The following is a 22,418-nucleotide window of genomic DNA, read 5'->3' as shown; positions in this document are numbered from 1 at the left end:
CTCCTTTTTTATGCAATAAAAAACCTATTAACAGCTTACCACATGGATAAGTCATCAACAGGATAAATTATAGAGCCTAATTTTAAGGCTTTTTTATTGCTAATGAATAAATAATTGAAGCTGAGTTTATTTTAAGTTACAATTTATAAGTTAATAGCTGACCTTGTAGTGTATTGGAGGAGAAATTCCGTGATTTACTTTGATAACAGCGCCACGACCAAGATTGACCCTGCTGTTTTAGCGACTTATGATAAAGTAGCTCAAACTATTTGGGGTAATCCATCCAGTTTACATAAATTGGGAGACCGTGCTTACCAACTTTTAGAAAGCTCGCGTAAACAGATTGCTAATCTTTTGGGTACAAAACAAGATGAAATTTTCTTTACTTCCGGTGGCACTGAGTCAAACAATTGGGCGATAAAAGGCACAGCCTTTCAAAAACGGCAATTTGGCAAGCACCTCATTACCTCGAGCGTTGAACATGCCTCTGTGGCTAATGCTTTTAATGCGCTGGAATACATCGGCTTTCGCGTAACTCACTTGCCAGTTGATAAAGAAGGGCGTGTTAATGTCAATGATTTACGCAACGCTCTTGATTCTGATACCACTTTAGTTTCAATAATGGGTGTCAATAATGAGATTGGCTCAATTCAGCCAATTGCTGAGATTAGCGATTTACTGACTAACTATCCCACTGTAAGTTTTCACGTTGATAATGTCCAGGCTCTGGGTAAAAATATTTGGTCGCGCGTTTTTACTCCTCGTGTTGATTTTTCCAGCCTTTCCGCGCATAAATTTCACGCACCACGAGGTACCGGTATCCTTTATAAAAAAGAGGGCAAAATGCTGGATCCTTTACATGATGGTGGCGGACAGGAAAAAGGTCTTAGATCTGGCACAGAGAATTTGCCTGCGATAGCAGGGATGGCTAAGGCTGTACGCTTACTTTTAGAAAATGAGCAGGAAAAAGCTGCAAGAGTGGCTGCTATTAAGAAAAAAATAGTAAATTATTTGCAGGGCAAGCCTGGCATAACTATATTTTCCCCTATCAATGACAACTTTGCGCCTCATATTTTATGTTTTGCACTTGAAGGCATTAGGGGAGAAACTTTAGTCCATACACTTGAAGAACATGACATTTATACTTCCACTACTTCCGCATGCTCCTCGACAAAAGTTGATCAAGCCAGCACATTAGTAGCAATGCATGTTGATGATAAAATTGCCACCAGTGCAATTCGTCTCAGTTTTGATGAATCCAATACGCTTGCTGAAGCGGATGAGTTTATAAGAGTTTTTGACAAAATTTACCGTCATTTTGCCCCAATTAATCATTTAGGAGAATAGATTTTTTATGAAATATACTGAAATAATGGTGCGTTACGGTGAGCTTTCGACAAAAGGAAAGAATCGGAAAGATTTTATTGGTCGCCTAGCCGGTAACGTCACTAAAGTGCTGCGGGAATTTCCACAAGTTGAAATACACCCGCGCCATGATCGGATGCATATTGTTTTAAACGATAGTCCTTTTGAAGAGGTCGACCAACGCTTAAAAAAAGTTTTTGGCATCCAAACTTATTCACCAACTATTAAAGTTGAAAAAACGCTGGCAGAAATTGAAAAAACTGCACTTGCCTTAATGAAAGAAACTTTTAAAAAAGGAATGACCTTCAAGGTTAACACTAAACGCAGTGACCATCAGTTTTTATATGATACTAATGAATTGAATAAAATGGTGGGTGACTACCTCTTTTCACACATGGATGATTTAAAGGTGGAAATGAAACATCCTGACATAGTGCTCAGAATTGAAGTGCGTAAAGATGCAGTTTATGTTTCTAACCAGTTGCTTCATGGTGCTGGAGGGATGCCTGTTGGGACAGGCGGTCGAGCTGTCATGATGCTATCAGGAGGCATTGATTCGCCAGTGGCTTCCTATTTGGCTCTAAAGCGTGGCGTTGATATTGATATGGTTCATTTTTATAGCCCACCATATACTACTGAAAAAGCGCTCAATAAGGCTAAAGAACTAACAGGTATCTTGGCTAATTATGCTGGCAAGATCAATTTCATTGCAGTACCGTTTGCAGAAATTCAGGAAACCATTAAGGAAAAAATTCCCGAGGGCTACTTGATGACTGTGCAAAGAAGATTCATGTTACAGTTAGCTGATAAAATTAGAGCTAAAAGAAGAGGATTGGCTATTTTTAATGGTGAGTCTGTTGGGCAAGTCGCTTCACAAACTTTAGAGTCAATGGCAGCAATTAACGATGTAACCACTACACCGGTCGTCAGACCAGTTGCTACAATGGATAAAACCGAAATCATTAAATTAGCAGAAGAAATTGGCACTTTTGATTTATCTATTCAGCCATTCGAAGATTGCTGCACCATTTTTGCACCTCCGCGTCCCAAAACAAAACCTAAAATTGAAAAAGCACGTGAATTTGAAAATCGCCTGGATGTCGCTGGCTTAATTGAACGTGCACTGGCGGGCATACAAGTGACTTCGATTTATCCCAATGATAAGTTTTTAGCAGATAAAGCAGAAGAAGATGCTTCACTACTTTAAAAAGTATGTTATAATACGCCCAAAGCAATAATTGAGAGGTATTAACCTTATAGATAGAGAAAGGCTCGTTGATGGTGAAAAGCCGAATGAAGGTTAATTGGTAGCTCGATTGGACTGGTTGGCTGAACTGAAAGTAAGCTAATCCGGCAAATGTGCCGTTATCATTTTTAAGAGAAGCAGAATTTATTCTGCTTAACCTTAGGTGGTACCGCGGTTAATTATATCGTCCTAGACATTTTGTCTAGGACTTTTTTATTGGGAGGAGAATTATGACAGATTTAGCACCAAAATACGATCCAAAAGAGGTCGAACAAGGCAGATACCAAAAGTGGCTTGATCAAGACTTGTTCAAGCCATCCGGGGATAAAAAAGCACACCCATATTCTATTGTTATTCCGCCACCAAATGTTACTGGCAAACTTCACTTGGGGCATGCCTGGGATACTGCAATTCAAGATACATTAATTCGACTCAAAAGGATGCAGGGTTATGATACTTTGTATCTTCCAGGGATGGATCATGCCGGAATTGCAACTCAAGCTAAAGTTGAGGCTAAATTACGCAAACAAGGCAAAGACCGACATGAAATGGGTCGTGAAGCTTTTGTTAAGCAAGTTTGGGACTGGAAAGATGAATACGCTGCTATCATCAAGAGTCAGTGGGCAAAATTAGGCCTGTCTCTGGACTATTCCAGAGAGAGATTCACTTTGGATAAAGGACTATCTAAGGCAGTTCGCCGCGTTTTTGTGCAACTATATAATGAAGGTCTAATTTACCGTGGTGAATATATTATTAATTGGGATCCCGAGCTGCAAACAGCTTTAAGTGACATTGAAGTTATTCACCAAGACGATAAAGGTGCTTTTTACCATATTAAATACCCGTTTGCTGATGGTTCCGGTTTTGTTGAGATTGCTACTACTCGTCCTGAGACTATGTTCGGTGATACTGCCGTTGCTGTAGCTCCCGGAGATGAACGCTACAAAGATATAGTGGGCAAGGAACTGATTTTGCCAATAGTAGGACGTCATATTCCAATTATTGAGGATCAACACGTTGATCCAGAATTTGGTACTGGTTTGGTAAAAATTACTCCAGCTCATGATCCTAATGACTTCTTGGTAGGCAATCGTCATAACTTAAAACGGATTAATGTAATGAATGACGACGGTACTATGAATGAAAATGCCGGTAAGTATGAAGGTATGGACCGTTTTGAATGTCGTGAAGCATTGGTTAAAGATTTAAAGGAGCAAGGCTACTTAATTAAAGTTAAGCCAATTGTACACTCGGTTGGACACTCGGAACGTTCTGGAGTTCAAGTTGAACCACGTCTGTCAACTCAATGGTTTGTTAAGATGAAACCTCTGGCAGATAAAGTTTTAGAGAATCAAAAAACTGCGGGCAAAGTCAATTTTGTACCAAAGAGGTTTGAACAAACTTTAAATCATTGGATGGAAGATGTTCATGACTGGGTAATTTCACGTCAATTATGGTGGGGACACAGAATTCCAGCTTGGTATAACAAGAAGACTGGCGAAATGTATGTTGGCGAAGAAGCACCAAAAGACATTGAAAACTGGAAACAGGACCCAGATGTTCTAGACACCTGGTTTTCAAGTGCTTTATGGCCATTTTCAACATTAGGCTGGCCTGATGAAGATTCTGCTGATTTTAAACGCTATTTCCCAACCAATGCTTTAGTTACCGGTTATGATATTATCTTTTTCTGGGTTTCACGGATGATTTTCCAGAGTCTGCATTTTACCCACAAGAGACCATTTAATGATGTTGTTCTTCACGGCTTGATTCGTGATGAACAAGGTCGCAAGATGAGTAAATCTCTGGGTAACGGTGTTGATCCAATGGATGTTATTGATCAATATGGTGCAGATGCTTTGCGCTGGTTCTTGCTCAATGGGACAGCTCCTGGACAGGATACACGTTATAATCCTAAGCAATTGGCATCTGCATGGAATTTCATTAATAAGATTTGGAATGCTGCCAGATTTGTGATTATGAATTTGCCAGAAGATGCACAGCCGGCTCATATGCCAGATACAGCTAAATTCGATTTAGCAGATAGTTGGATTTTTGACCGTTTAAATCACACTGTGAGTGAGGTTGTTCGTTTATTTGATGATTATCAATTTGGTGAAGCAGGGCGCGAATTATACAACTTTATCTGGAATGATTTCTGCGACTGGTATATCGAAATGGCCAAGGTAGCTCTCAATGGTTCTGATGTAGAACTGAAGACTAGAAAGCAAGAGAATTTAATTTGGATTCTTGACCAAATTTTACGTTTGCTTCATCCAATTATGCCATTTGTTACTGAAAAGCTGTGGCTGTCAATGCCTCATGAAGGCAAATCAATCATGGTGGCTAAGTATCCCGTAGTACATGCTGAGTTTGAAAACGAACAAGCTCGTCATGACATGGCTTTCTTGATCGAAATTATTAAAGCTGTACGTAATATTCGAATGGAAGTTAATGCACCACTTTCTTCACCGATTGATATTATGATTCAATTAGAAGACAGCAATAATGAACGGATTTTGACCGAAAATGAAGAATACGTCAAAAATTTCTTGCACCCGAAGAATTTGACCATTGCAATTGATGTTACAGCACCGAAATTAGCTAAAACTGCTGTGATTGCAGGAGCACAAATTTTTGTCCCACTAGCCGATTTAGTCAATATTGCTGACGAAATCAAGCGCATGACAAAAGAGGAGAAAGATCTCCAAGCTGAAGTTGAACGCTCAACCAAAAAACTGAATAATCAAGGCTTTGTCGCACATGCTCCTGAAGCTGTGATAAATAAAGAAAAAGCGAAAAAAGCTGATTACGAAAACCAACTGCAAAGCGTTCAGGAAAGAATTCAAGAATTAAAGAAGAGTGAATAATGTGACTTTTACTAAAGCTCAAGATGTGATTAATTATTTATATTCACTTCCTAAATTACATGAAAAGGCAGATCTATCTTACATAAAAAAAGTGCTGACTTTTTTGGATAATCCGCAAGATAAAGTTAAAACAGTTCACGTCACGGGCACTAATGGTAAAGGTTCTACTTCTTACTATTTAAGTAGTTTGCTGCAAAAGGCCGGTCAGAAGACTGGCCTTTTTGTTTCGCCATACGTGTTTGAATTTAATGAACGTATCCAGTTAAATGGACGAAATATTAGTGATGCAGATTTAGTAAAAACAGCTAATATCATAGAATCAGCTTTAACAAAAATTCGTAAAACAAACAATAATTTTTCTTTAGTGACGTTTGAATATGAAGTGGTCATGGCTTTTCTCTATTTTGCAAGAGAAAAATGTGACTATGCCGTCATAGAAGTTGGCATAGGTGGCGAGCATGACAAGACAAACGTGATCATACCTGAAGTCAGTGTGATTACAACAGTTGGATTAGATCATGAAAAAATTATAGGACCTACACTTCAGGATATTGCGCGTGAAAAAAGTGGAGTAATTAAGAAAAACCGTCCTGTGATTATCGGCAATATTCCAAAAGAGGTATTGCCGATAATTCAGCAAAAAGCACAAGAGGAAAGTGCACCGCTTAAACAATTGGGGAGGGATTTTAAAATTAGCCAAAAAGAAAGCTTAACTTTGAAAACTGAATCCCAAAAATTGTCTTTTTTACCTAAGCCTATTGTTGAAGGCTACGATGTAGGCATTGCAGTTGAAGCATTCAACATGTTAGGTCTGCCACTATCTCAAAATAATATTATTGACGCAATTAATCGGACTATTGTGCCTGGACGCTATCAGGTACTGCAAAACAATCCCTTGATAGTTCTTGACGGCGCACATAATATTCAAGCGGTGCAGAACCTGCTTAATTATGCTCATTGTGAACAAAAGAGAAGGCAGGGCCAAGTTAGAATTTTGATCATGATTATGAAAGACAAAGATATCACACAGGTTTTTGACCTATTTCAAGCTACCGATGAAGTCTACTTAACTACAATAGATTATCCGCGTGCAGCTATGAAAAAAGATTTTCCCCAATGGATTCAGGAAAAATATCAATATATGTCTGACTGGGAAGCAGCTTACCAGAATTTGAAGCAGAAGAGCCAGACAAATGATATACTGCTAGTAACAGGATCTTTTTATTTAGTTGGTAATATTTTACAAATGGAGACAAAAAATGCGGGTTCAAGGTATTGATGATGAAATTAAGGGAATTTTATTTGATATGGATGGATTGCTCGTCAATTCTGAAAATTTATACTGGGAAGCCAATATTCAGGCAGCAAAAGAAGCAGATTTAGGTACTCCTGATGATATCTATCTTAAATTGGTCGGCTCGACAACTACTGACATGGACGATTTTTATCTGAAATACTTTAAGAATAAGGAGCAACGGGACCAATTTATTAAGCGTACGGATGACTTGGTCTGGCAGTGGACTGAGGAAGGTAAACTAAAATTGCGTCCTGGAGTGCAAAAAGCTCTTGACCTTTTTCAAAAAGCTGGGTTGCCGATGGCCGTGGTTACTAGCAATACAGAAGATGTGGTAGAGCATAACTTGTGGGCAACAGGCAGCCGCAATTATTTTCAATTTCACCTCAATTATGACGATGTTAAAAAGAATAACGTTAAGCCCAAACCAGCTCCAGATATTTATCTTTTGGCTGCTAAAAAATTACAGATCCCTCAAAATAATATTTTAGCCTTCGAGGATTCTTCTCCTGGATTACTTGCGGCTGTTAAGGCCGACTTGAAGTGCGTAATGGTGCCTGACTTAATTCCAGCAAGTAAAAAAGATTACCAGAATGCTGTATTTGTCTGTCAAGACTTTTATGAATTTCTGAAAAAGGTTTGTTAGTTTTCCACGTATTTAATAGTGAAAGGAAGGGTTCTATGGAATTGATAAAATCTAATCACTATTTAATGAAAACTGACCGAGAAATGTTAAGCAGCCTTGTTGCTGAGTTGAAAGAAAAGGGAATAGAGAAGTTCGATGAACTTTTTGCAAAACTGACAGAGCTAAAAATAGAAAATTTTAATGATTTGCTCAAATATATTTCTGGCAGTCAATGTGATAAAAATTTAGCTGTTCTTTGTGAGGGATTGTTTGAAAGACTAAGGTCAGCGGTTCCCGATCGAGAACTAATTATGACGTCCAGCGATGAAGTCGGCACTTATCTGTTGGACAAATTAGCAGGACGTAAACAAGAAGAACTTTGGGCTGTTTATATTGATAACAGTAATCACATTGTTGCTGAAAAAAAGCTATTTCAGGGAACTTTGGATAAATCAATTGCTCATCCACGGGAAATTTTCCGTTGGGCAGTAATTTATGCCTGTGCCGGCTTTTTTGTGGTTCATAATCATCCAAGTGGCAATTTAATTCCATCAAAAAGTGACATAGAGCTCACAAAAATGCTCTTTGCAGCTTCTGAATTATTTCACATTGACTTTCTTGATCATTTTATTGTGGGAAAAGGGCAATATTTGAGTTTGCGTGAACGGCAATTATTTTAAATTCATCTTAAAGTTGCATTTCATTTTCTTTTTTAAGTTGCACTTTATGCTATAATTATTCAAGATTTAGAGACTGCAATAATTAAGGAGAGATTTACGTGTTTGGATTAGGAGCAAAAAATATTGGCATCGATTTAGGGACGGCCAATACTCTTGTTTATATGGAAGGTAAAGGAATTGTTTTAAGAGAGCCTTCTGTTGTGGCTAAAAACACCCATACTGGAAAAGTAATTGCGGTAGGGTCAGAAGCAAGAGAAATGATCGGAAGGACACCGGAAAGCATAGTGGCTATCAGGCCAATGAAAGATGGTGTAATTGCCGATTATGATACAACTGCCTCTATGCTTAAGTATTTTATAGAAAAGACTGTTGGCAACTCCAAACCTTCAGCTATGATTTGTGTACCTTCAGGTGTAACTGAAGTTGAAAAAAGGGCTGTTATTGATGCAGCTCGGGTGGCTGGAGCACGTGAAGCCTTTGTAATAGAAGAACCATTTGCAGCCGCTATTGGAGCTGGATTGCCGGTAATGGATCCTACTGGTTCAATGGTCGTAGACATTGGTGGTGGTACTACAGATGTCGCTACTATTTCACTTGGTGGCATTGTATCATCGACATCAATTCGCCAAGCTGGTGATAAGTTTAATACTGCAATTGTGAATTATGTACATTCTAATTTTAATCTTTTAATTGGTGAAAGAACTGCCGAAGATATAAAAATTCAAATTGGTTCCGCTTCGGTTGAAAAAGCAGAAGGCATTGAATCTGTCAATATTCGTGGACGTGATTTGGTTACAGGATTACCAAAATCAGTCGATGTTAAAGCAGTTGATGTTTCAAAGGCAATTCAAGATGTCGTTCAAGATATTATTGTTGCAATTAAAGAAACGCTAGAACAAACCTCTCCTGAAATTGCAGCAGATGTAATTGATCATGGAATTGTGTTAACGGGTGGAGGAGCTTTACTCAAAAATTTGCCCGATGTTATTTCAGAAGCTACTAAAGTTCCAGTATTTATAGCACAAGATCCATTAGATTGTGTCGCAGTTGGTACAGGTGAGTCTCTGAAAAATATTGAAGTAATGCGTAAAAGTCGCAGATAATATAAAAAGTCGGCTATTATTGCCGATTTTTCTTTAGGGACTGTTTCCAAATGAAGAAATTTTTACAGAATAAAAAACTGTTGTCAGCAGTTGTAGCAGTTATTTTAGTTTTTACAATTTTAGGTGGTAGTGTTAGTTTGCGCAACAAGCGTAACACCCCCTTGATTATCCAAAGTTTTGGTAATGATATAGTCGCTGTTGGATCAAGGATTATTGATTTTCCTCTTAGTTTTGTGTCTGGCAGTTTAAATAATGTACATGATTTGCTGAATACGCAAGATGAAAATAACTATCTTAAGAGCCAGGTAACCGATTTGGAACAAACAAAAGCTCGTAACTCAAGTCTTGAAGCTGAAAACAAGCAACTTAAATCTGCTTTAAAATTAAAAGAGACGTTAACGGACTATAATATGGTTCAAGCTTCCGTGATTTCGCGTTCACCAGACAGCTGGACAGATCTTTTAGTTATCAACAAAGGAACTACGTCTGGTATACGTAAAAACATGGCTGTGATGTCAGGCGGTGGAGTTATTGGTCGTATAATAGAAGTCAATGCTGCTTCTGCAAAAGTGGAATTGATTACTACCAGCGACAAGTCAGCAAACCGGTTTGCAGTTCAAGCTCAAGCCGCAAACGGGAAAAAAGTTCATGGCATAATTACAGTGATTGGTGACAAAACTTTAGCTTTTACCCAAGCAATTGATAGTAAAAAGCTCAAACGTGGTACCAAAATATATACTAGCGGAATGGGTGGTAATTCACCTAAAGGATTGCTAATAGGAACTATTTCTGCTACAACACATGATTCTTTTGGTTTATCTGATTTAATCAAGATCAATCCGGCTGGCGAATTAAACGATCCTTCCATTGTCACAGTTATTCAGAGGAAAGTGAACGACTAATGAAGAAACTGCGAAAATTTACTCTTGTCTTAGCATTATACGTTGCTTTGGCTATCAGTGGTAGCTTATCTTTTTACCTGCATCAGTTTTTCTCAATTGGTAAAGCTGCGAATTTATTAGTACCTGTTAGTATGATGTTAATTGCATTATTTGATGATACCAATAACAAAGAAGTTTGGCTTGCTTTAGGTGTAGGTATAGTTAGTGATATTTATTTTTTTGGCATTATAGGCATCTACGCAATTAGCCTGCCGACAATTTCTTGGCTATTGCAGAAATCTGCACGGTTTTTGCCTGAAGTATTTTGGGCCAAAGTTCTGGCAGTTATAATTGCTTCTGTTCTAGTTGAGGGCTACACGTGGCTGATTTTAAATATGACAGGCTTATCAAGTATAGGCATTTTGAAGTTACTGCAAAGTATTCTGCCAACATTGTGCTGGGTGTTTATATTTGTTTGTGCTACCTATAAATTATGGTGGAAGCTGACTCTTAACTATCCTTTTATGGTTAACTTAGACAATTATCGATAATAAATAAAAAACGTGAGATTTGTATCTCACGTTTTTTATTCAAAAAAGCCAAAGCTTGATAATGCACCAACAACCTGCATCACAATTGCCACTAAAGTAATAATCGCCATTAGCCAAGCCATGGCAATTGTTAATTTTTGAAATTTAGATCTCTTTTTCTTATGTCTACGCGTCATTGATTGACCTCCTACTTGAACAATATTTTATGCTACTTAATAGTTTTTTTCAATCGCAGAGTAAGATAAAATATATATTAAATGATAGAGGGATGTAAGTAATGTTTTTAATTATATTGATACCTGTTCTAGGTCTTGCTTTAGCATATATTATTAATAAAATGTTTCCTAAGGCTCAATTTAGGGGATATGATTTATTACCCTTCTTTTTTATATATGCTTGCCATTTAATTACCGTTCACCAAAAAAGGCCTGAGTTTCTGCCTTATGGCTTTTTTGTCTTTTTCTTCCTGGTTATAGTTATAGCAATTTCTGACGCGGTTAAAAATAAAAATCTCTCTTTAAGTAAGACTCTGCGAAAAATCTGGGATTACTTAACTGTGAATACTATTTTTTGGTATCTGGGTCTCTTGTTTCTAATGATATAATCAATTTTTGTAATAAAAAAATTTTAAAAAATGGTCGCAAATCTGAATTGGTTTGCGATTTTTTCTTTTTTGTGTCATTAAAAAATAAATATTTAACTTTTTTGACTAAAAAGTGGTAGGAAGTGGTGAATTGTGGTAAATTATTTAGTGGAAGGGGGCTAAGCCATGTTCATGGGTGAATATCATCACAATCTCGACAGCAAAGGGCGGTTAATTATACCTGCCCGTTTGCGTGGTCAGATAGGTGACAAAATGATATTTACTCGCGGAATGGAAGGCTGCATTTTTGGCTATACTACAGAGGCATGGCAAAAAATTGAAGCTAAACTAGCACAACTTCCGTTAACTAAGAGAAATGCGCGCAGTTTTACGCGTTTGTTTTACTCTGGTGCGATGGAATGCGAATTTGACAAACAAGGTCGTGTGAATCTGACCACAACGTTGAAGAAACACGCTTCCCTTGTCAAAGAATGTGTCATTGTAGGAGTTTCTGATCGAATTGAAATTTGGTCAAAGGAGCGTTGGGAAAGCTTTAGTGATGAAGCCAATGAAAACTATGATGATATCGCAGAAAATTTGGATGATATTGAACTATAATTATGGAATTCAAACACACCAGTGTACTCTTACACCAAACAATCGATAATTTAAAACTAAAAAATGGTGGTCTTTATGTAGACGCAACTTTTGGCGGTGGCGGTCATGCAAAATATTTATTGAGCAAACTTGCTAGTGGTACTTTAATTGGTTTTGATCAAGATGAATATGCAATAAATTCGGCTAAGTTAAACTTTGCTGATTTACTTGTTCAAAATGCTGATCCTAAATTACAATTGGTACACGATAATTTTAGCCATTTAAAAGCGAATCTGGTTGAGCTGGGTTATCAAAATGGTATAGATGGAATTTACTATGATTTGGGAGTTTCCTCGCCACAATTTGATCAAGCACAAAGGGGTTTTTCTTACCGCTTTGATGCAAGGTTAGACATGAGAATGGATCAAGAGCAAAGTCTTGATGCTTATCAACTAGTAAATAACTCAAGCCAAAAAGAATTGGCAAATATTTTGTACAAATTTGGTGGTGAAAAATATTCGCGCCAGATTGCCCATAAAATTGTCCTTAAAAGACAAAAAAAGCCGATTGAAACAACATTTGAACTGGTTGATATAATCAAGGAAGCAATTCCTGCGTTTGCAAGAAGGACTGGTGGGCACCCAGCAAAAAAGACCTTTCAGGCTTTGCGTGTAGCTGTAAATAACGAACTTGATGTTTTAAGTGAGTCACTTGAAGAAGCGATTCATTTGCTAAAACCTGGTGGTCGAATTAGCGTAATTACCTTTCAGTCTGATGAAGACAAAATTGTAAAAAACATTTTTAAAAAATACTCTGAAGTTGATGTTCCCAGGGGAATGCCTGTTATTCCTGACAACTTGAAGCCAGTGCTTCGTTTAGTTAACCGCAAACCCATTGTTGCCTCAGCTGAAGAGCTTAAGAATAATAATCGCTCACACAGTGCAAAGTTGCGAGTCGCAGAAAAATTGTAAAGAGGAAAAAGCAATGGCTGATAATTTAGCAAGAAAAGTAGAGTTTAATCCTAATGAGCAAAGAGATCCAAAGAAGAGACAACGTCAAGTTCTCAATCATCACAACGTTGCTTGGACCGGCTTTGAAAAGTCCTTGCTTGTATTGGGAACGATGATAACCATTGGCTTAATGACAATGCTAGTTTCTTCCAGTATTTCTGCTACATCAGCTCAACATGAACTTACCAATGTGCAACGCGCAGTTGCAAAAGGGCAAAGTCAAGTTGGAGATTTGCATCAAGAATTAGGTGAGTTAACCTCAAGCTCTCGCATGAATAAAATTGCACGTAGCAAGGGGTTAGCCTTGAATGAGAAAAATATTAGGACTATACGCTGATGAAAAAGCATATTAGTAAGATAAGTAACTCTAATTCCAAAGCTCACGGATACCGTTTTACAGTCGGGAGATTTCTCGAGGTAGCTGTTGCTTTGGTTTTTCTCGTATTTATAGGAAGATTTTTATACATTGGCATTTCCAAAACCATTAATGGCCAAAATTTAACTGCTAAAACTGAGCAATTATACATGCGTAATCAGGTATTAAAAGCTAGTCGCGGTACAATTTATGATCGCAATGGTTTGGCGGTTGCTCAGGATTCTCATTTATATACTATTTATGCTATTTTAGATAAGTCTTCAATCAACTATAAAAATCAACCTGAATACGTTGTTAATAAAAATAAAACTGCTAATAATCTAGCCCAAGTCTTACCTCTTAAAGCGGGGGAAATTTTAAAATATCTTAATCCTGCTCGTCCTGTTTTTCAGGTACAATTTGGTACTGCAGGTTCTAATTTGTCTAAACAGCAAAAAGATAAAATTGAAAAGATGAATTTGCCTGGGATTAAATTCTTTGAAACTCAGTCTCGGCTTTATCCTAATGGTAATTTTGCCTCACATGTGATAGGAATGGCGTCACCAGTATATGACAAAAAAACCAAGCAGCAGAATCTCGAGGGCACCATGGGACTTGAAGCTTGGTATGATGACGTGCTTACTGGGAAAAATGGTTATCAGCTTTCAGCAGTAGATGCTTCTAACTTTCAGACACCAAATAGTACGCATACCTATAAGGCACCAGTCGATGGTAACAATATTTATCTCACCATTGATTCACAGCTGCAGGATTATCTTGAAAGCAGGCTCTCCTATGTCCAAAATGCGTTTAATCCTGTTTCCATGACAGCTGTCGTTGAAGATATCAAATCGGGAAAAGTTTTAGCTGCCTCTCAAAGGCCAACTTTTAATCCACAAACTAAAAAGGGTCTAAAAAACTCATATCGCGACATTTTGGTACAAGATACTTATGAACCGGGTTCTGTTTTTAAGGTTCTAACGCTTTCCTCATCTGTAAATAGTGGAAATTACCATCCTAACCAATACTATAATTCAGGATCTGTTTCTGTTAATGGATCCGTGATTCACGATTGGCAGCCTCACGGTTGGGGGAGTATACCGTTTTCACAGGCTTTTCCTCGTTCAAGCAATACTGGCTTTGTTCATATTGAGCAGCAAATGGGTGCCAAGACGTGGAAAAAGTATCTCAAAAAATTTCATATTGGAGAAAAAACGGGAGTAACCTTACCCGGTGAACAACCAGGAACGATTGCATTTAATTCTCCTATTGATCAAGCAGTTACCAGTTTTGGTCAAGGTGTTGATGTCAATGTGATGCAAATGATGCAGGCATTTAGCAGTCTAGCCAATAATGGTCAAATGGTAAAACCGCAATTTGTCGAAAAAATTACGGATGCCAATAATCATACTATCACTGGTTATCAAATTAAAAATGTCGGTCAACCCGTTTATACCAAAGAAACTGCAGCTACTGTGCTTGAAAATATGCGTCGAGTTTTAAATAAACGCATTGGCACAGGTGCGGCATACCAAATGAAAGGTCAAAGCATTGCAGTTAAAACAGGGACAGCTCAGATTGCTAATCTTAAAGGTGGAGGTTATCTTAAGGGTAACAATAATTATATCTTTTCAGTGGTTGGAGTCACTCCTGCTAAGCATCCACGGTACTGCATTTATATCACTGTCAAACAGCCTCGTAAAATGAGTAAACCGGCTGAAGTAATACTCTCATCAATTTTCAAACCAATGATGAATAGAGTAATTCTCATGTCTAAAAATGGTCTAAGCAGTTCGACGGTTGTTAAAACGCCCAACCTAAAAGGATTAAATTACAAAGAGGCTGAAAAGATGGCACAGCGCGTTGGGGTACGACTTGCTAAGATTGGTACGGGTGATAAAATAACTGAGCAGTCATATTCAGCAGGTCAAAAACAACGATCAGGTAATTTGATGCTTGTTCGTACTAGCGGAAGTATTAAATGTCCTGATATGAAAGGCTGGTCTATTGATGAGTTACACCAGTTTGCAGATTTAACAGGAGTTAAATTACGTGTCAAAGGAACAGGAGTAGTTTTTAAGCAAAGTCTGGCTACAGGAAAATCCCTTAAATCAGGGACAAAAATAAAAATACAATTAAAGGAGTAGCATTTGTATGCTGATTATTAGCATTATTGCATTAGTAAGTTCATTAGCATTGACTGGGATTATTCTGCCCTGGATGATTATTTTCATGAGGTCACATCACGAAGGACAAGAAATTCGTGATGAGGGTCCTAAATGGCATGAAAAGAAATCTGGAACGCCCACTATGGGTGGAGTAGTCTTTGTTCTAGCAGCTACGGTATCAACAATTTGGGTAAGTATCTGGCAACATGAAAGCTCTAAATTAATTTGGATTTTACTAATTAGTTTGCTTGGCTACGGAATAATCGGCTTTTTAGATGACGGTATAAAATTGTTCTATAAGCGCAACCTAGGCCTGCATGCTTGGCAAAAATTTTCCTTACAAATACTAGTTGCTATTTTAATCATCATTATTGCTGCTACGGATAATTTTCAGTTTAAACTTTTTATACCATTTTTTGGTATTGTGAACAGTGCTATTATATTTACCCTTTTTGTAGTTTTTTGGTTAGTTGGTTTTTCGAACGCTGTCAATTTGTCAGATGGATTAGATGGATTAGCAACAGGACTTTCAATTATTGCTTATGCTACTTATTCTTATATTGCACTTAAACAAAAGAACTTCGCTGTTTTAATCTTTTGTATGAGTGTTATAGGTGGTCTGATTTCATTTTTTATTTTTAATCATAAACCTGCTAAAATTTTTATGGGTGATGCCGGATCTTTGGCATTAGGCGGTGGATTGGCTGCTGTCAGTATCTTTTTAAACAGACCTTGGTCTCTTTTATTAATTGGAATTGTGTTTGTTTGTGAAACTGCAAGTGTAATTCTGCAAGTAATCTCTTTTCAGACCACAGGCAAAAGAATTTTCAAAATGACCCCAATTCATCATCATTTTGAAATGCTGGGGTATTCTGAATGGAAAGTTGATATTATTTTTTGGATAGTTGGATTGATTGGTAGTTTTTTATATTTAATAATATGGGGATAAAATTAGGCAAATGAGGCAGATTAAGACTTATCAGAACAAAAATATTTTAGTTTTAGGTCTAGGCAAGAGCGGTTTTGCAGTTAGTAAATTGCTGCTTAAACTTGGTGCAAAGCTGACTTTAAATGATCAGGCTGATTTAAGTAAAAATCGAAATGCACAGGAATTGAAAAAACTGGGCGTGCGAGTGATTGACGGCAGGCATCCAATTGAATTATTAAGTCAAGAAAGTTTTGATTATTTAGTAAAGAATCCCGGCATCCCTTATGAAAATCCGATGGTACAAGAGGCTCAAAAACTAAACCTGCCTATTATTACTGAACCAGAAATTGCATTGACTGTTAGTGAAGCCCCTTATATTTGCGTTACAGGGTCGAATGGAAAAACCACTACGGTAATGTTGACTCAGAAAATTCTTGATCATCATTTAGCTAAAAGTGGACATCATGCATACGCTGTGGGAAACATCGGTGTGCCTATATCTGAAGTGGTTGAAAAAGCGACTAAGGATGATATTTTAGTCTGCGAAACTTCCAGCTTTCAATTGCTTGGTGTCACAGATATTAATCCTAAGGTGGCAGCAATCATCAATATTTATCACAATGTTCACTTGGATTATCATAAAACTTTTGCTAATTATGTTAATGCTAAACTGAATGTTACTCGTACGCAGAGCCCAGATCATTATTTTTTGGCCAATTTCGATCAAAAAGATATTTTGGAAAAAGAAAGGAAAGTTACAAGAGCAAAAATCGTAACTTTTTCTGAAAATGATCAAGCTGCTGATTATTTTATTGCTGATGGTTATTTGCAAAATCAGCATGGAAAAATAATGAAGACTTCTGACATGAAATTACCTGGAATCCATAACCAGCAGAACGCTTTGGTCGCCAGTGCAATAGCACAAATAATGGGCGCAGATACCAATGATATTAAAGCTGTTTTAACAACTTTTGCTGGTGCAAAGCACCGCTTGCAATACGTGATGACACTTGAAGGCCGCAAAATATATAACGATTCTAAATCTACAAATATTGAAGCAGCTTCTGTTGCAATTCCTGCTTTTGCAGATCCCGAGGTCTGGATCGCTGGCGGCTTAGATCGAGGATTTACTTTTGATTCTTTAATTCCTCTTTTAAAAAAGCACGTTAAAGCAGTCGTATTGTACGGGCAAACACGCTATCTTCTGGCTGATGCAGCACGCAAAGCTGGAATTAAACATATTTTAATTGAAAATACGTTGCAAGAGGCGGTGCCGAAAGCTTATGAATTAACCAAACCTGGTGATGTAATGTTGTTTTCGCCAGCTTGTGCGTCATGGGATCAATTTAGGACCTTTGAAGAACGTGGGGACTATTTTGTTAACTTTATAAAGGAATTGAAGACGAAATAAAATGAGAATAATATTTACTGGTGGAGGAACCGGTGGTCATATTTACCCTATTATGGCTATCATTGAGCGGTTAAAAGAGCGCAATTTAGCTACAACTGATGAAATTCTGTTTGTCGGTACTAAAAATGGCCTGGAGGCAAAAATTGTTCCGGCGGCTGGAGTGAATTTCAAAACAATCGAAATGCGTGGGTTTTCTCGTAAACATATAATGAGTAATTTTGCTACAATTAAATTGTTTCTTAAAGCTACTAAAAAGGCACAAAAAATTATTATTGATTTTAAGCCAGATATTGTCATGGGCACTGGAGGCTACGTGAGTGGTGCCGTAGTTTATGAAGCAGCTAAAATGAAAATACCAACTTTGATTCATGAATCGAATTCAGTAGTTGGGGTTGCTAATAAGTTTTTGGGCCACTATGTAAATAAGATTTGTTATACGTTTGATGATGCCGCTAAACAGTTTTCTGAGAAGAAAAAATTAATAAAAACCGGAAACCCACGTTCTCAACAGGTATTGAATTTATCATCAGCAAAAGTTGACATGCAAAGTAAATGGGATTTAAATCCAACTATACCTACAGTATTAGTTTTCGGGGGATCTCGTGGAGCTTTAGCCATTAACCGAATTATGCTTAAGTCGTTGACACGTTTGCAAAAAAAACCGTATCAGATAATTTGGGTAACTGGAACATATTATTTTAAAGAAATTCACGAAAAACTGGCTAATATAGATTACGGTAAGACTATTAAGATTTTGCCATATGTTAAGGATATGCCTGCACTTCTGCCTAAAATGATCTGTGTGGTTTCGCGATCCGGAGCAACCAGTATTGCGGAATTTACGGCTTTAGGTGTTCCCGCCATATTAATTCCCAGTCCTAATGTTACTCATAATCATCAAATGAAAAATGCTCTTGACTTGGAAAAAGCAGGCGCTGCAACGGTAATTGCAGAAAGCGACCTTAATATCAATAATTTTATTTCCTCGATTGATCATATCGTTTTAGACCGTAAATATTATACAGAAATGAGCAAAGCTTCAAAGAAATTAGGCGTTCCTGATGCTTCTGATGAAGTAATTAAAGTAATGCAAGATTTATCTAAGTAAGAAGAAGGTGAGGCAGTTGACTAAGAAGCGAGTAACAAAAATTGATCCCAAAGAAAAGCTATCGCCTTATTTAGACCACGAAACTAATCAGAAGAAAAAGTCTAAAGCTAAAGCAAAAGTCTCTGCCTCGTTATCAAAATTACATAGTGAGCGTAAGTCTGCGCTCTTTAAACGTCTAGGACTTGTTGTTGGCATCTCCGTTTTAGCTATCTTGGGACTAGGATATTATATTTCTCCTTTGGCAAATGTGAAAAGCATTCAAATAAAAGGAGAAAATGACTTGCCAATAAGGGAAGTAGTGAAAACAGCTGATATTAAAGCAAGTGATAAAGTGATTGACCATCTGTTCAATAAGAACGGCATAGACCAAAAATTGTCTTCAAGATACTCTGAGATAAAAAACATAAATGTCCATGTTAAGAATTTTAACAATTTAGTTCTTAATATTGACGAATACCATACAATTGGTTACGTTAAAAATGCCAAGGGATATCGGAAGATACTTTCACATGGCAAATTAGGCACGCAAGTAATTCCGTGGTCAAAAGTAAGCCCTGATAAGCCGGTTTTTGTGGGATACAACCATGAATTGTCGTTGCAAGAAACTCTTCACTTGTTTAATAGTTTGCCGGCAGATTTTCAAAGCCAGATAAAATTATTAAGTGGCAACACAAGGAGAAAGTCACAAGTTATTTTTCTAATGAAAAACGGAAATGTAGTTATTGGCAACGTTTCTACCCTCAAAAGTAAATTAAAGTACTATAATAAAATAAAAACTAAAGTGGGGAAAAATACTTTAATTGATTTGGAAGTAGGTGCGTTTAGCAGACCGCTTACACCAAGTGAAAAAAGAGCTTATGGCTTAACTTAGGCTGAATTTAAGCTACTTTTATGGTAAAATTTTTGTAAAGAGCACCGACAGGGGGTAAATTTTGGACAATACAAATTTATTAGTGGGCTTAGATATTGGTACCACAAGCGTGAAAGCGGTTGTAGCAGATTCTGGTAAGGTTATTGGAGCTGTAGCAGTTCCCAATAGAGGAATGCGCCATGGCAATATAGTTGATATCGATGAAACAGCAGCTGCTATTAGTAGAGCCTTAAAGGAAATAGCCAAAAAAACAAACGCAAAGATTTATCGGGTTGTAACAGGCATACCGGTAGGTATGCTTCAACTGGAAACTGCAAGCGATTTGGTTAATGTAAGCGATAATGGTCAGGAAGTTGGCAACCATGATGTCAGACGCGTAGTGGGCGCTGCAATCAGGTCTGCAGTAAAAAACGAACGTGAACCTATTGCTTTTTTGCCAAGCCGCTTTTTAATTGATGGTGAAACTGAGGTTGATGATCCCCGTAAAATGATTGCCCATTCCCTGTCGGTACAAGGCATCATGCTAACAGCTCCGGCCAGTCCTTTGCATAATATTAAAAAAGCAATAGAGCGTGCCGGTTATTCTAATAACTTTTTTGTTCCCACACCACTTGCCATTGCCAGCGTAGCTTTAAATGAAAGTGAGCGGCAATTTGGCTCAATTATTCTTGATTTAGGCGGTGGTGTGACTACTGCTACTGTTATTCACAATAATCAGATTAAATATGCTAATATTGATTTTGAAGGTGGCAGTGACATTAGCAATGACATTTCTGTTGTTCTTAGTACGTCCAAAAAAGATGCAGAACAAATTAAACTTGACTATGGCTATGCGGATCCGAATTTAGCTTCTGCTAAAAATAAATTTGCTGTTAATAGTGTGGGTTCAAATGGTCAACAGATGGTTGACGAGAGCTATTTAAGTGAAATTATTAACGCTAGAGTTATGCAGACTATTGATAGAATTGAAAAGGGACTAGATAAGCATGATGCTTTAAAGCTGCCTGGCGGCGTCATTATTACTGGTGGAAGCAGTCTTTTGCAAGGTTTTGATAGCATAATAGCCAATACTTTAAATGTCAAAGCCAGAATTTATCAACCTGATCAGATTGGAATGCGCAATCCAATTTACTCAGCTGCATATGGTGTCGTTAACTATGCATATAAAATGTCTGATATTGATTTTTTAGTAATTAGCGCCATATATGGCAAGGATTCATTTGGTCAAGAAGAAAGAACTGTTCAAGAAAAAACAAAAACTTCGAAAAGAACAGCTGCTGTTAATGAAACTAAAAGAAAAGAAGAATATAATAGACATGAGTTACTAAAGCGGGAGAGATCTACGCAAAGTAAACCAAAAAATAATACGCAAAATAAAGATAAAGGCTTTAAGAACTTCTTCAAAAAGTTCTTTGATTAAAGGTGGTTAATTAGATGGATTTTACATTCGATTCTGACGACAATAAAAATGCTGTCATCAAAGTTATTGGTGTCGGCGGTGCTGGTGGTAATGCTGTTAATCGAATGATCGATGATGGCGTGCAGGGAGTCTCCTTTGTAGCTGCTAACACGGATGTACAGGCATTAAATAGTAATAAAGCTGAAAATAAAATTCAGTTAGGGCCAAAATTGACGAGAGGACTTGGAGCTGGTTCTCATCCCGAAGTAGGACAAAAAGCGGCTGAAGAAAGTGAGCAAACCATTGAAGATGCGCTAAAGGGTGCAGATATGATTTTCATTACTGCCGGTATGGGTGGCGGTACTGGAACTGGTGCCGCACCAATTGTAGCCAAAATTGCCCGCGAAACCGGTGCTTTGACTGTTGGCGTTGTTACTCGTCCTTTTACCTTCGAAGGTCCAAAAAGGTCCAAAAATGCTGCCGAAGGCATTGCCCAACTAAAGCAGTATGTTGATACGCTTGTTATCATTGCCAATAATCGTTTACTAGAAATGGTTGATAAAAAGACACCTATGATGGATGCCTTTAAAGAAGCTGATAATGTTTTGAAACAAGGTGTTCAAGGCATTTCTGACTTAATCACTTCAACTGACTATGTTAACCTTGATTTTGCTGATGTTAAAACTGTTATGGCAAATCAAGGTGCAGCCTTAATGGGTATCGGTCGTGCAAGTGGAGAAAACCGGACTGTTGAAGCAACTAAGCTGGCCATTTCTTCACCATTGCTTGAAGTTTCAATTGATGGTGCCAAGCAGGTTCTCCTGAACATCACTGGTGGACCAGATTTGACTTTATTTGAAGCGCAGGATGCTTCTGAAATTGTTTCAAAAGCTGCAGGCGATGATGTTAACATTATTTTTGGTACATCCATCAATCCTAATTTAGGGGATGAGGTTGTTGTAACGGTTATTGCTACAGGAATCAATTCACAAGCAGAAGAGGAAGCCTCAAAGCAGCTCCCTGGTCATAGTCACCAGATAAAGTCACAACCTAGTCAAACTAATTCATCTATGCAGAGAACAAATTCAGCTGAAAGACCAGTTGAACCCAAGCCTGCAGTTGATGATGGTGCCCAAACTGTTCAAACCGCTCCAAAGCATAGGCCTATGGTTGATCCCACAAGTGTTTGGGGGTTGGATAATGATAACGAAGGGAATCGTCGCTCGACTCCTTCTGTTTCAAATCAAGAGCAAAGATCAAGTTCATTTGATGACGACGATCAAAGTAGTATTTCACAAATTGAAACCAACGCTTTTGATGACGATGATACTGATGATATACCATTTTTCAGGCATCGTAGTGAAAACTAATGG

Annotated in this window: 21 protein-coding genes; 20 read left to right on the top strand and 1 reads right to left on the bottom strand. The window is 37.6% G+C overall.

Going from position 1 to position 22,418, the window contains the following annotated elements; translation table 11 throughout:
- Positions 1 to 189: 189 nt before the first annotated feature.
- The 9 genes from ACZ2M0_RS04785 to mreD all read left to right on the top strand — a co-directional run bounded on the left by ACZ2M0_RS04785 (position 190) and on the right by mreD (position 10,615).
- Positions 190 to 1,347 carry a cysteine desulfurase family protein gene (locus ACZ2M0_RS04785; RefSeq protein ID WP_490058711.1) on the top strand — a complete coding sequence of 386 codons (1,158 nt, stop codon included), beginning with the start codon at positions 190 to 192 and terminating at the stop codon, positions 1,345 to 1,347.
- A gap of 7 nt (positions 1,348 to 1,354) precedes the next feature.
- The gene (gene thiI, locus ACZ2M0_RS04780) at positions 1,355 to 2,572 is read left to right on the top strand and encodes a tRNA uracil 4-sulfurtransferase ThiI (RefSeq protein ID WP_490058710.1); all 1,218 of its coding nucleotides are present in this window, start codon (positions 1,355 to 1,357) and stop codon (positions 2,570 to 2,572) included.
- Between the two features lie 269 nt (positions 2,573 to 2,841).
- Positions 2,842 to 5,481 carry a valine--tRNA ligase gene (locus tag ACZ2M0_RS04775; RefSeq protein ID WP_490058709.1) on the top strand — a complete coding sequence of 880 codons (2,640 nt, stop codon included), beginning with the start codon at positions 2,842 to 2,844 and terminating at the stop codon, positions 5,479 to 5,481.
- 1 nt (position 5,482) lies between these two features.
- Positions 5,483 to 6,760, top strand: a complete 1,278-nt coding sequence (locus ACZ2M0_RS04770; protein WP_490058708.1) for a bifunctional folylpolyglutamate synthase/dihydrofolate synthase — start codon at positions 5,483 to 5,485, stop codon at positions 6,758 to 6,760.
- Positions 6,741 to 7,421, top strand: a complete 681-nt coding sequence (locus tag ACZ2M0_RS04765) for an HAD family hydrolase (RefSeq protein WP_223901854.1) — start codon at positions 6,741 to 6,743, stop codon at positions 7,419 to 7,421. The genes ACZ2M0_RS04770 and ACZ2M0_RS04765 overlap by 20 nt, the downstream gene beginning before the upstream one ends.
- Before the next feature lie 35 nt (positions 7,422 to 7,456).
- On the top strand, positions 7,457 to 8,080 hold the full coding sequence (locus ACZ2M0_RS04760) for a JAB domain-containing protein (protein ID WP_490058707.1): 624 nt from the start codon (positions 7,457 to 7,459) through the stop codon (positions 8,078 to 8,080).
- Positions 8,081 to 8,178: 98 nt separating this feature from the next.
- Positions 8,179 to 9,183, top strand: coding sequence for a rod shape-determining protein (locus ACZ2M0_RS04755; RefSeq protein ID WP_198179380.1), 1,005 nt, complete (start codon positions 8,179 to 8,181; stop codon positions 9,181 to 9,183).
- 50 nt (positions 9,184 to 9,233) lie between these two features.
- Entirely contained in the window at positions 9,234 to 10,085 is an 852-nt protein-coding gene (gene mreC, locus ACZ2M0_RS04750; protein WP_490058706.1) for a rod shape-determining protein MreC, read from the top strand.
- Positions 10,085 to 10,615, top strand: a complete 531-nt coding sequence (gene mreD / locus ACZ2M0_RS04745) for a rod shape-determining protein MreD (protein WP_490058705.1) — start codon at positions 10,085 to 10,087, stop codon at positions 10,613 to 10,615. Before mreC ends, mreD begins: the two co-directional genes overlap by 1 nt.
- A 35-nt stretch (positions 10,616 to 10,650) precedes the next feature.
- On the opposite strand, the gene ACZ2M0_RS04740 is transcribed toward mreD, so the two are convergent.
- Positions 10,651 to 10,791: a DUF4044 domain-containing protein gene (locus ACZ2M0_RS04740; RefSeq protein WP_084605719.1), complete on the bottom strand. Its 141-nt coding sequence runs from the start codon at positions 10,789 to 10,791 to the stop codon at positions 10,651 to 10,653.
- 101 nt (positions 10,792 to 10,892) lie between these two features.
- Between ACZ2M0_RS04740 and ACZ2M0_RS04735 the strand changes: the two genes are divergently transcribed.
- The 11 genes from ACZ2M0_RS04735 (at position 10,893) to ftsZ (ending at position 22,415) form a co-directional block, all read left to right on the top strand.
- On the top strand, positions 10,893 to 11,219 hold the full coding sequence (locus tag ACZ2M0_RS04735) for a DUF3397 domain-containing protein (protein ID WP_490058704.1): 327 nt from the start codon (positions 10,893 to 10,895) through the stop codon (positions 11,217 to 11,219).
- A 165-nt stretch (positions 11,220 to 11,384) separates the two neighbouring features.
- Complete coding sequence (gene mraZ / locus ACZ2M0_RS04730) at positions 11,385 to 11,816, top strand: division/cell wall cluster transcriptional repressor MraZ (protein WP_223901851.1); 432 nt, start codon at positions 11,385 to 11,387, stop codon at positions 11,814 to 11,816.
- A gap of 2 nt (positions 11,817 to 11,818) precedes the next feature.
- Complete coding sequence (gene rsmH, locus ACZ2M0_RS04725) at positions 11,819 to 12,766, top strand: 16S rRNA (cytosine(1402)-N(4))-methyltransferase RsmH (RefSeq protein WP_490058703.1); 948 nt, start codon at positions 11,819 to 11,821, stop codon at positions 12,764 to 12,766.
- Positions 12,767 to 12,779: 13 nt separating this feature from the next.
- Positions 12,780 to 13,142, top strand: coding sequence for a cell division protein FtsL (gene ftsL, locus ACZ2M0_RS04720; RefSeq protein WP_223901849.1), 363 nt, complete (start codon positions 12,780 to 12,782; stop codon positions 13,140 to 13,142).
- Positions 13,142 to 15,307, top strand: coding sequence for a penicillin-binding protein (locus ACZ2M0_RS04715; protein ID WP_490058702.1), 2,166 nt, complete (start codon positions 13,142 to 13,144; stop codon positions 15,305 to 15,307). Before ftsL ends, ACZ2M0_RS04715 begins: the two co-directional genes overlap by 1 nt.
- 7 nt (positions 15,308 to 15,314) lie before the next feature.
- A complete protein-coding gene (mraY, locus tag ACZ2M0_RS04710; protein WP_490058701.1) occupies positions 15,315 to 16,277 on the top strand; it encodes a phospho-N-acetylmuramoyl-pentapeptide-transferase in 963 nt (320 codons plus the stop codon).
- Between the two features lie 10 nt (positions 16,278 to 16,287).
- Positions 16,288 to 17,667, top strand: coding sequence for a UDP-N-acetylmuramoyl-L-alanine--D-glutamate ligase (gene murD, locus ACZ2M0_RS04705; protein WP_490058700.1), 1,380 nt, complete (start codon positions 16,288 to 16,290; stop codon positions 17,665 to 17,667).
- A 1-nt stretch (position 17,668) separates the two neighbouring features.
- The gene (gene murG / locus ACZ2M0_RS04700; RefSeq protein ID WP_490058699.1) at positions 17,669 to 18,775 is read left to right on the top strand and encodes an undecaprenyldiphospho-muramoylpentapeptide beta-N-acetylglucosaminyltransferase; all 1,107 of its coding nucleotides are present in this window, start codon (positions 17,669 to 17,671) and stop codon (positions 18,773 to 18,775) included.
- 16 nt (positions 18,776 to 18,791) lie between these two features.
- Positions 18,792 to 19,646, top strand: coding sequence for a cell division protein FtsQ/DivIB (locus tag ACZ2M0_RS04695; RefSeq protein WP_490058698.1), 855 nt, complete (start codon positions 18,792 to 18,794; stop codon positions 19,644 to 19,646).
- Positions 19,647 to 19,707: 61 nt separating this feature from the next.
- The gene (gene ftsA, locus ACZ2M0_RS04690) at positions 19,708 to 21,066 is read left to right on the top strand and encodes a cell division protein FtsA (RefSeq protein WP_490058697.1); all 1,359 of its coding nucleotides are present in this window, start codon (positions 19,708 to 19,710) and stop codon (positions 21,064 to 21,066) included.
- A 14-nt stretch (positions 21,067 to 21,080) separates the two neighbouring features.
- A complete protein-coding gene (gene ftsZ, locus ACZ2M0_RS04685) occupies positions 21,081 to 22,415 on the top strand; it encodes a cell division protein FtsZ (protein WP_223901843.1) in 1,335 nt (444 codons plus the stop codon).
- Positions 22,416 to 22,418: the final 3 nt, after the last annotated feature.

Source organism: Lactobacillus sp. VURO6/B1 (VP7), assembly GCF_058139575.1.
The sequence above is the reverse complement of the archived record's forward strand: the minus strand, read 5'-3'. Positions and strand labels throughout refer to the sequence as shown.

Excerpts from the sequence above, each read along its gene's own strand:
- ftsL (WP_223901849.1), top strand. The coding sequence starts at position 12,780 with ATGGCTGATAATTTAGCAAGAAAAGTAGAGTTTAATCCTAATGAGCAA.
- murG (WP_490058699.1), top strand. The coding sequence starts at position 17,669 with ATGAGAATAATATTTACTGGTGGAGGAACCGGTGGTCATATTTACCCT.
- mraZ (WP_223901851.1), top strand. The coding sequence starts at position 11,385 with ATGTTCATGGGTGAATATCATCACAATCTCGACAGCAAAGGGCGGTTA.
- ACZ2M0_RS04715 (WP_490058702.1), top strand. The coding sequence starts at position 13,142 with ATGAAAAAGCATATTAGTAAGATAAGTAACTCTAATTCCAAAGCTCAC.
- mreD (WP_490058705.1), top strand. The coding sequence starts at position 10,085 with ATGAAGAAACTGCGAAAATTTACTCTTGTCTTAGCATTATACGTTGCT.
- ACZ2M0_RS04775 (WP_490058709.1), top strand. The coding sequence starts at position 2,842 with ATGACAGATTTAGCACCAAAATACGATCCAAAAGAGGTCGAACAAGGC.
- ACZ2M0_RS04760 (WP_490058707.1), top strand. The coding sequence starts at position 7,457 with ATGGAATTGATAAAATCTAATCACTATTTAATGAAAACTGACCGAGAA.
- mraY (WP_490058701.1), top strand. The coding sequence starts at position 15,315 with ATGCTGATTATTAGCATTATTGCATTAGTAAGTTCATTAGCATTGACT.
- thiI (WP_490058710.1), top strand. The coding sequence starts at position 1,355 with ATGAAATATACTGAAATAATGGTGCGTTACGGTGAGCTTTCGACAAAA.
- murD (WP_490058700.1), top strand. The coding sequence starts at position 16,288 with ATGAGGCAGATTAAGACTTATCAGAACAAAAATATTTTAGTTTTAGGT.
- ACZ2M0_RS04735 (WP_490058704.1), top strand. The coding sequence starts at position 10,893 with ATGTTTTTAATTATATTGATACCTGTTCTAGGTCTTGCTTTAGCATAT.
- rsmH (WP_490058703.1), top strand. The coding sequence starts at position 11,819 with ATGGAATTCAAACACACCAGTGTACTCTTACACCAAACAATCGATAAT.
- mreC (WP_490058706.1), top strand. The coding sequence starts at position 9,234 with ATGAAGAAATTTTTACAGAATAAAAAACTGTTGTCAGCAGTTGTAGCA.
- ACZ2M0_RS04765 (WP_223901854.1), top strand. The coding sequence starts at position 6,741 with ATGCGGGTTCAAGGTATTGATGATGAAATTAAGGGAATTTTATTTGAT.
- ACZ2M0_RS04740 (WP_084605719.1), bottom strand. The coding sequence starts at position 10,791 with ATGACGCGTAGACATAAGAAAAAGAGATCTAAATTTCAAAAATTAACA.
- ftsZ (WP_223901843.1), top strand. The coding sequence starts at position 21,081 with ATGGATTTTACATTCGATTCTGACGACAATAAAAATGCTGTCATCAAA.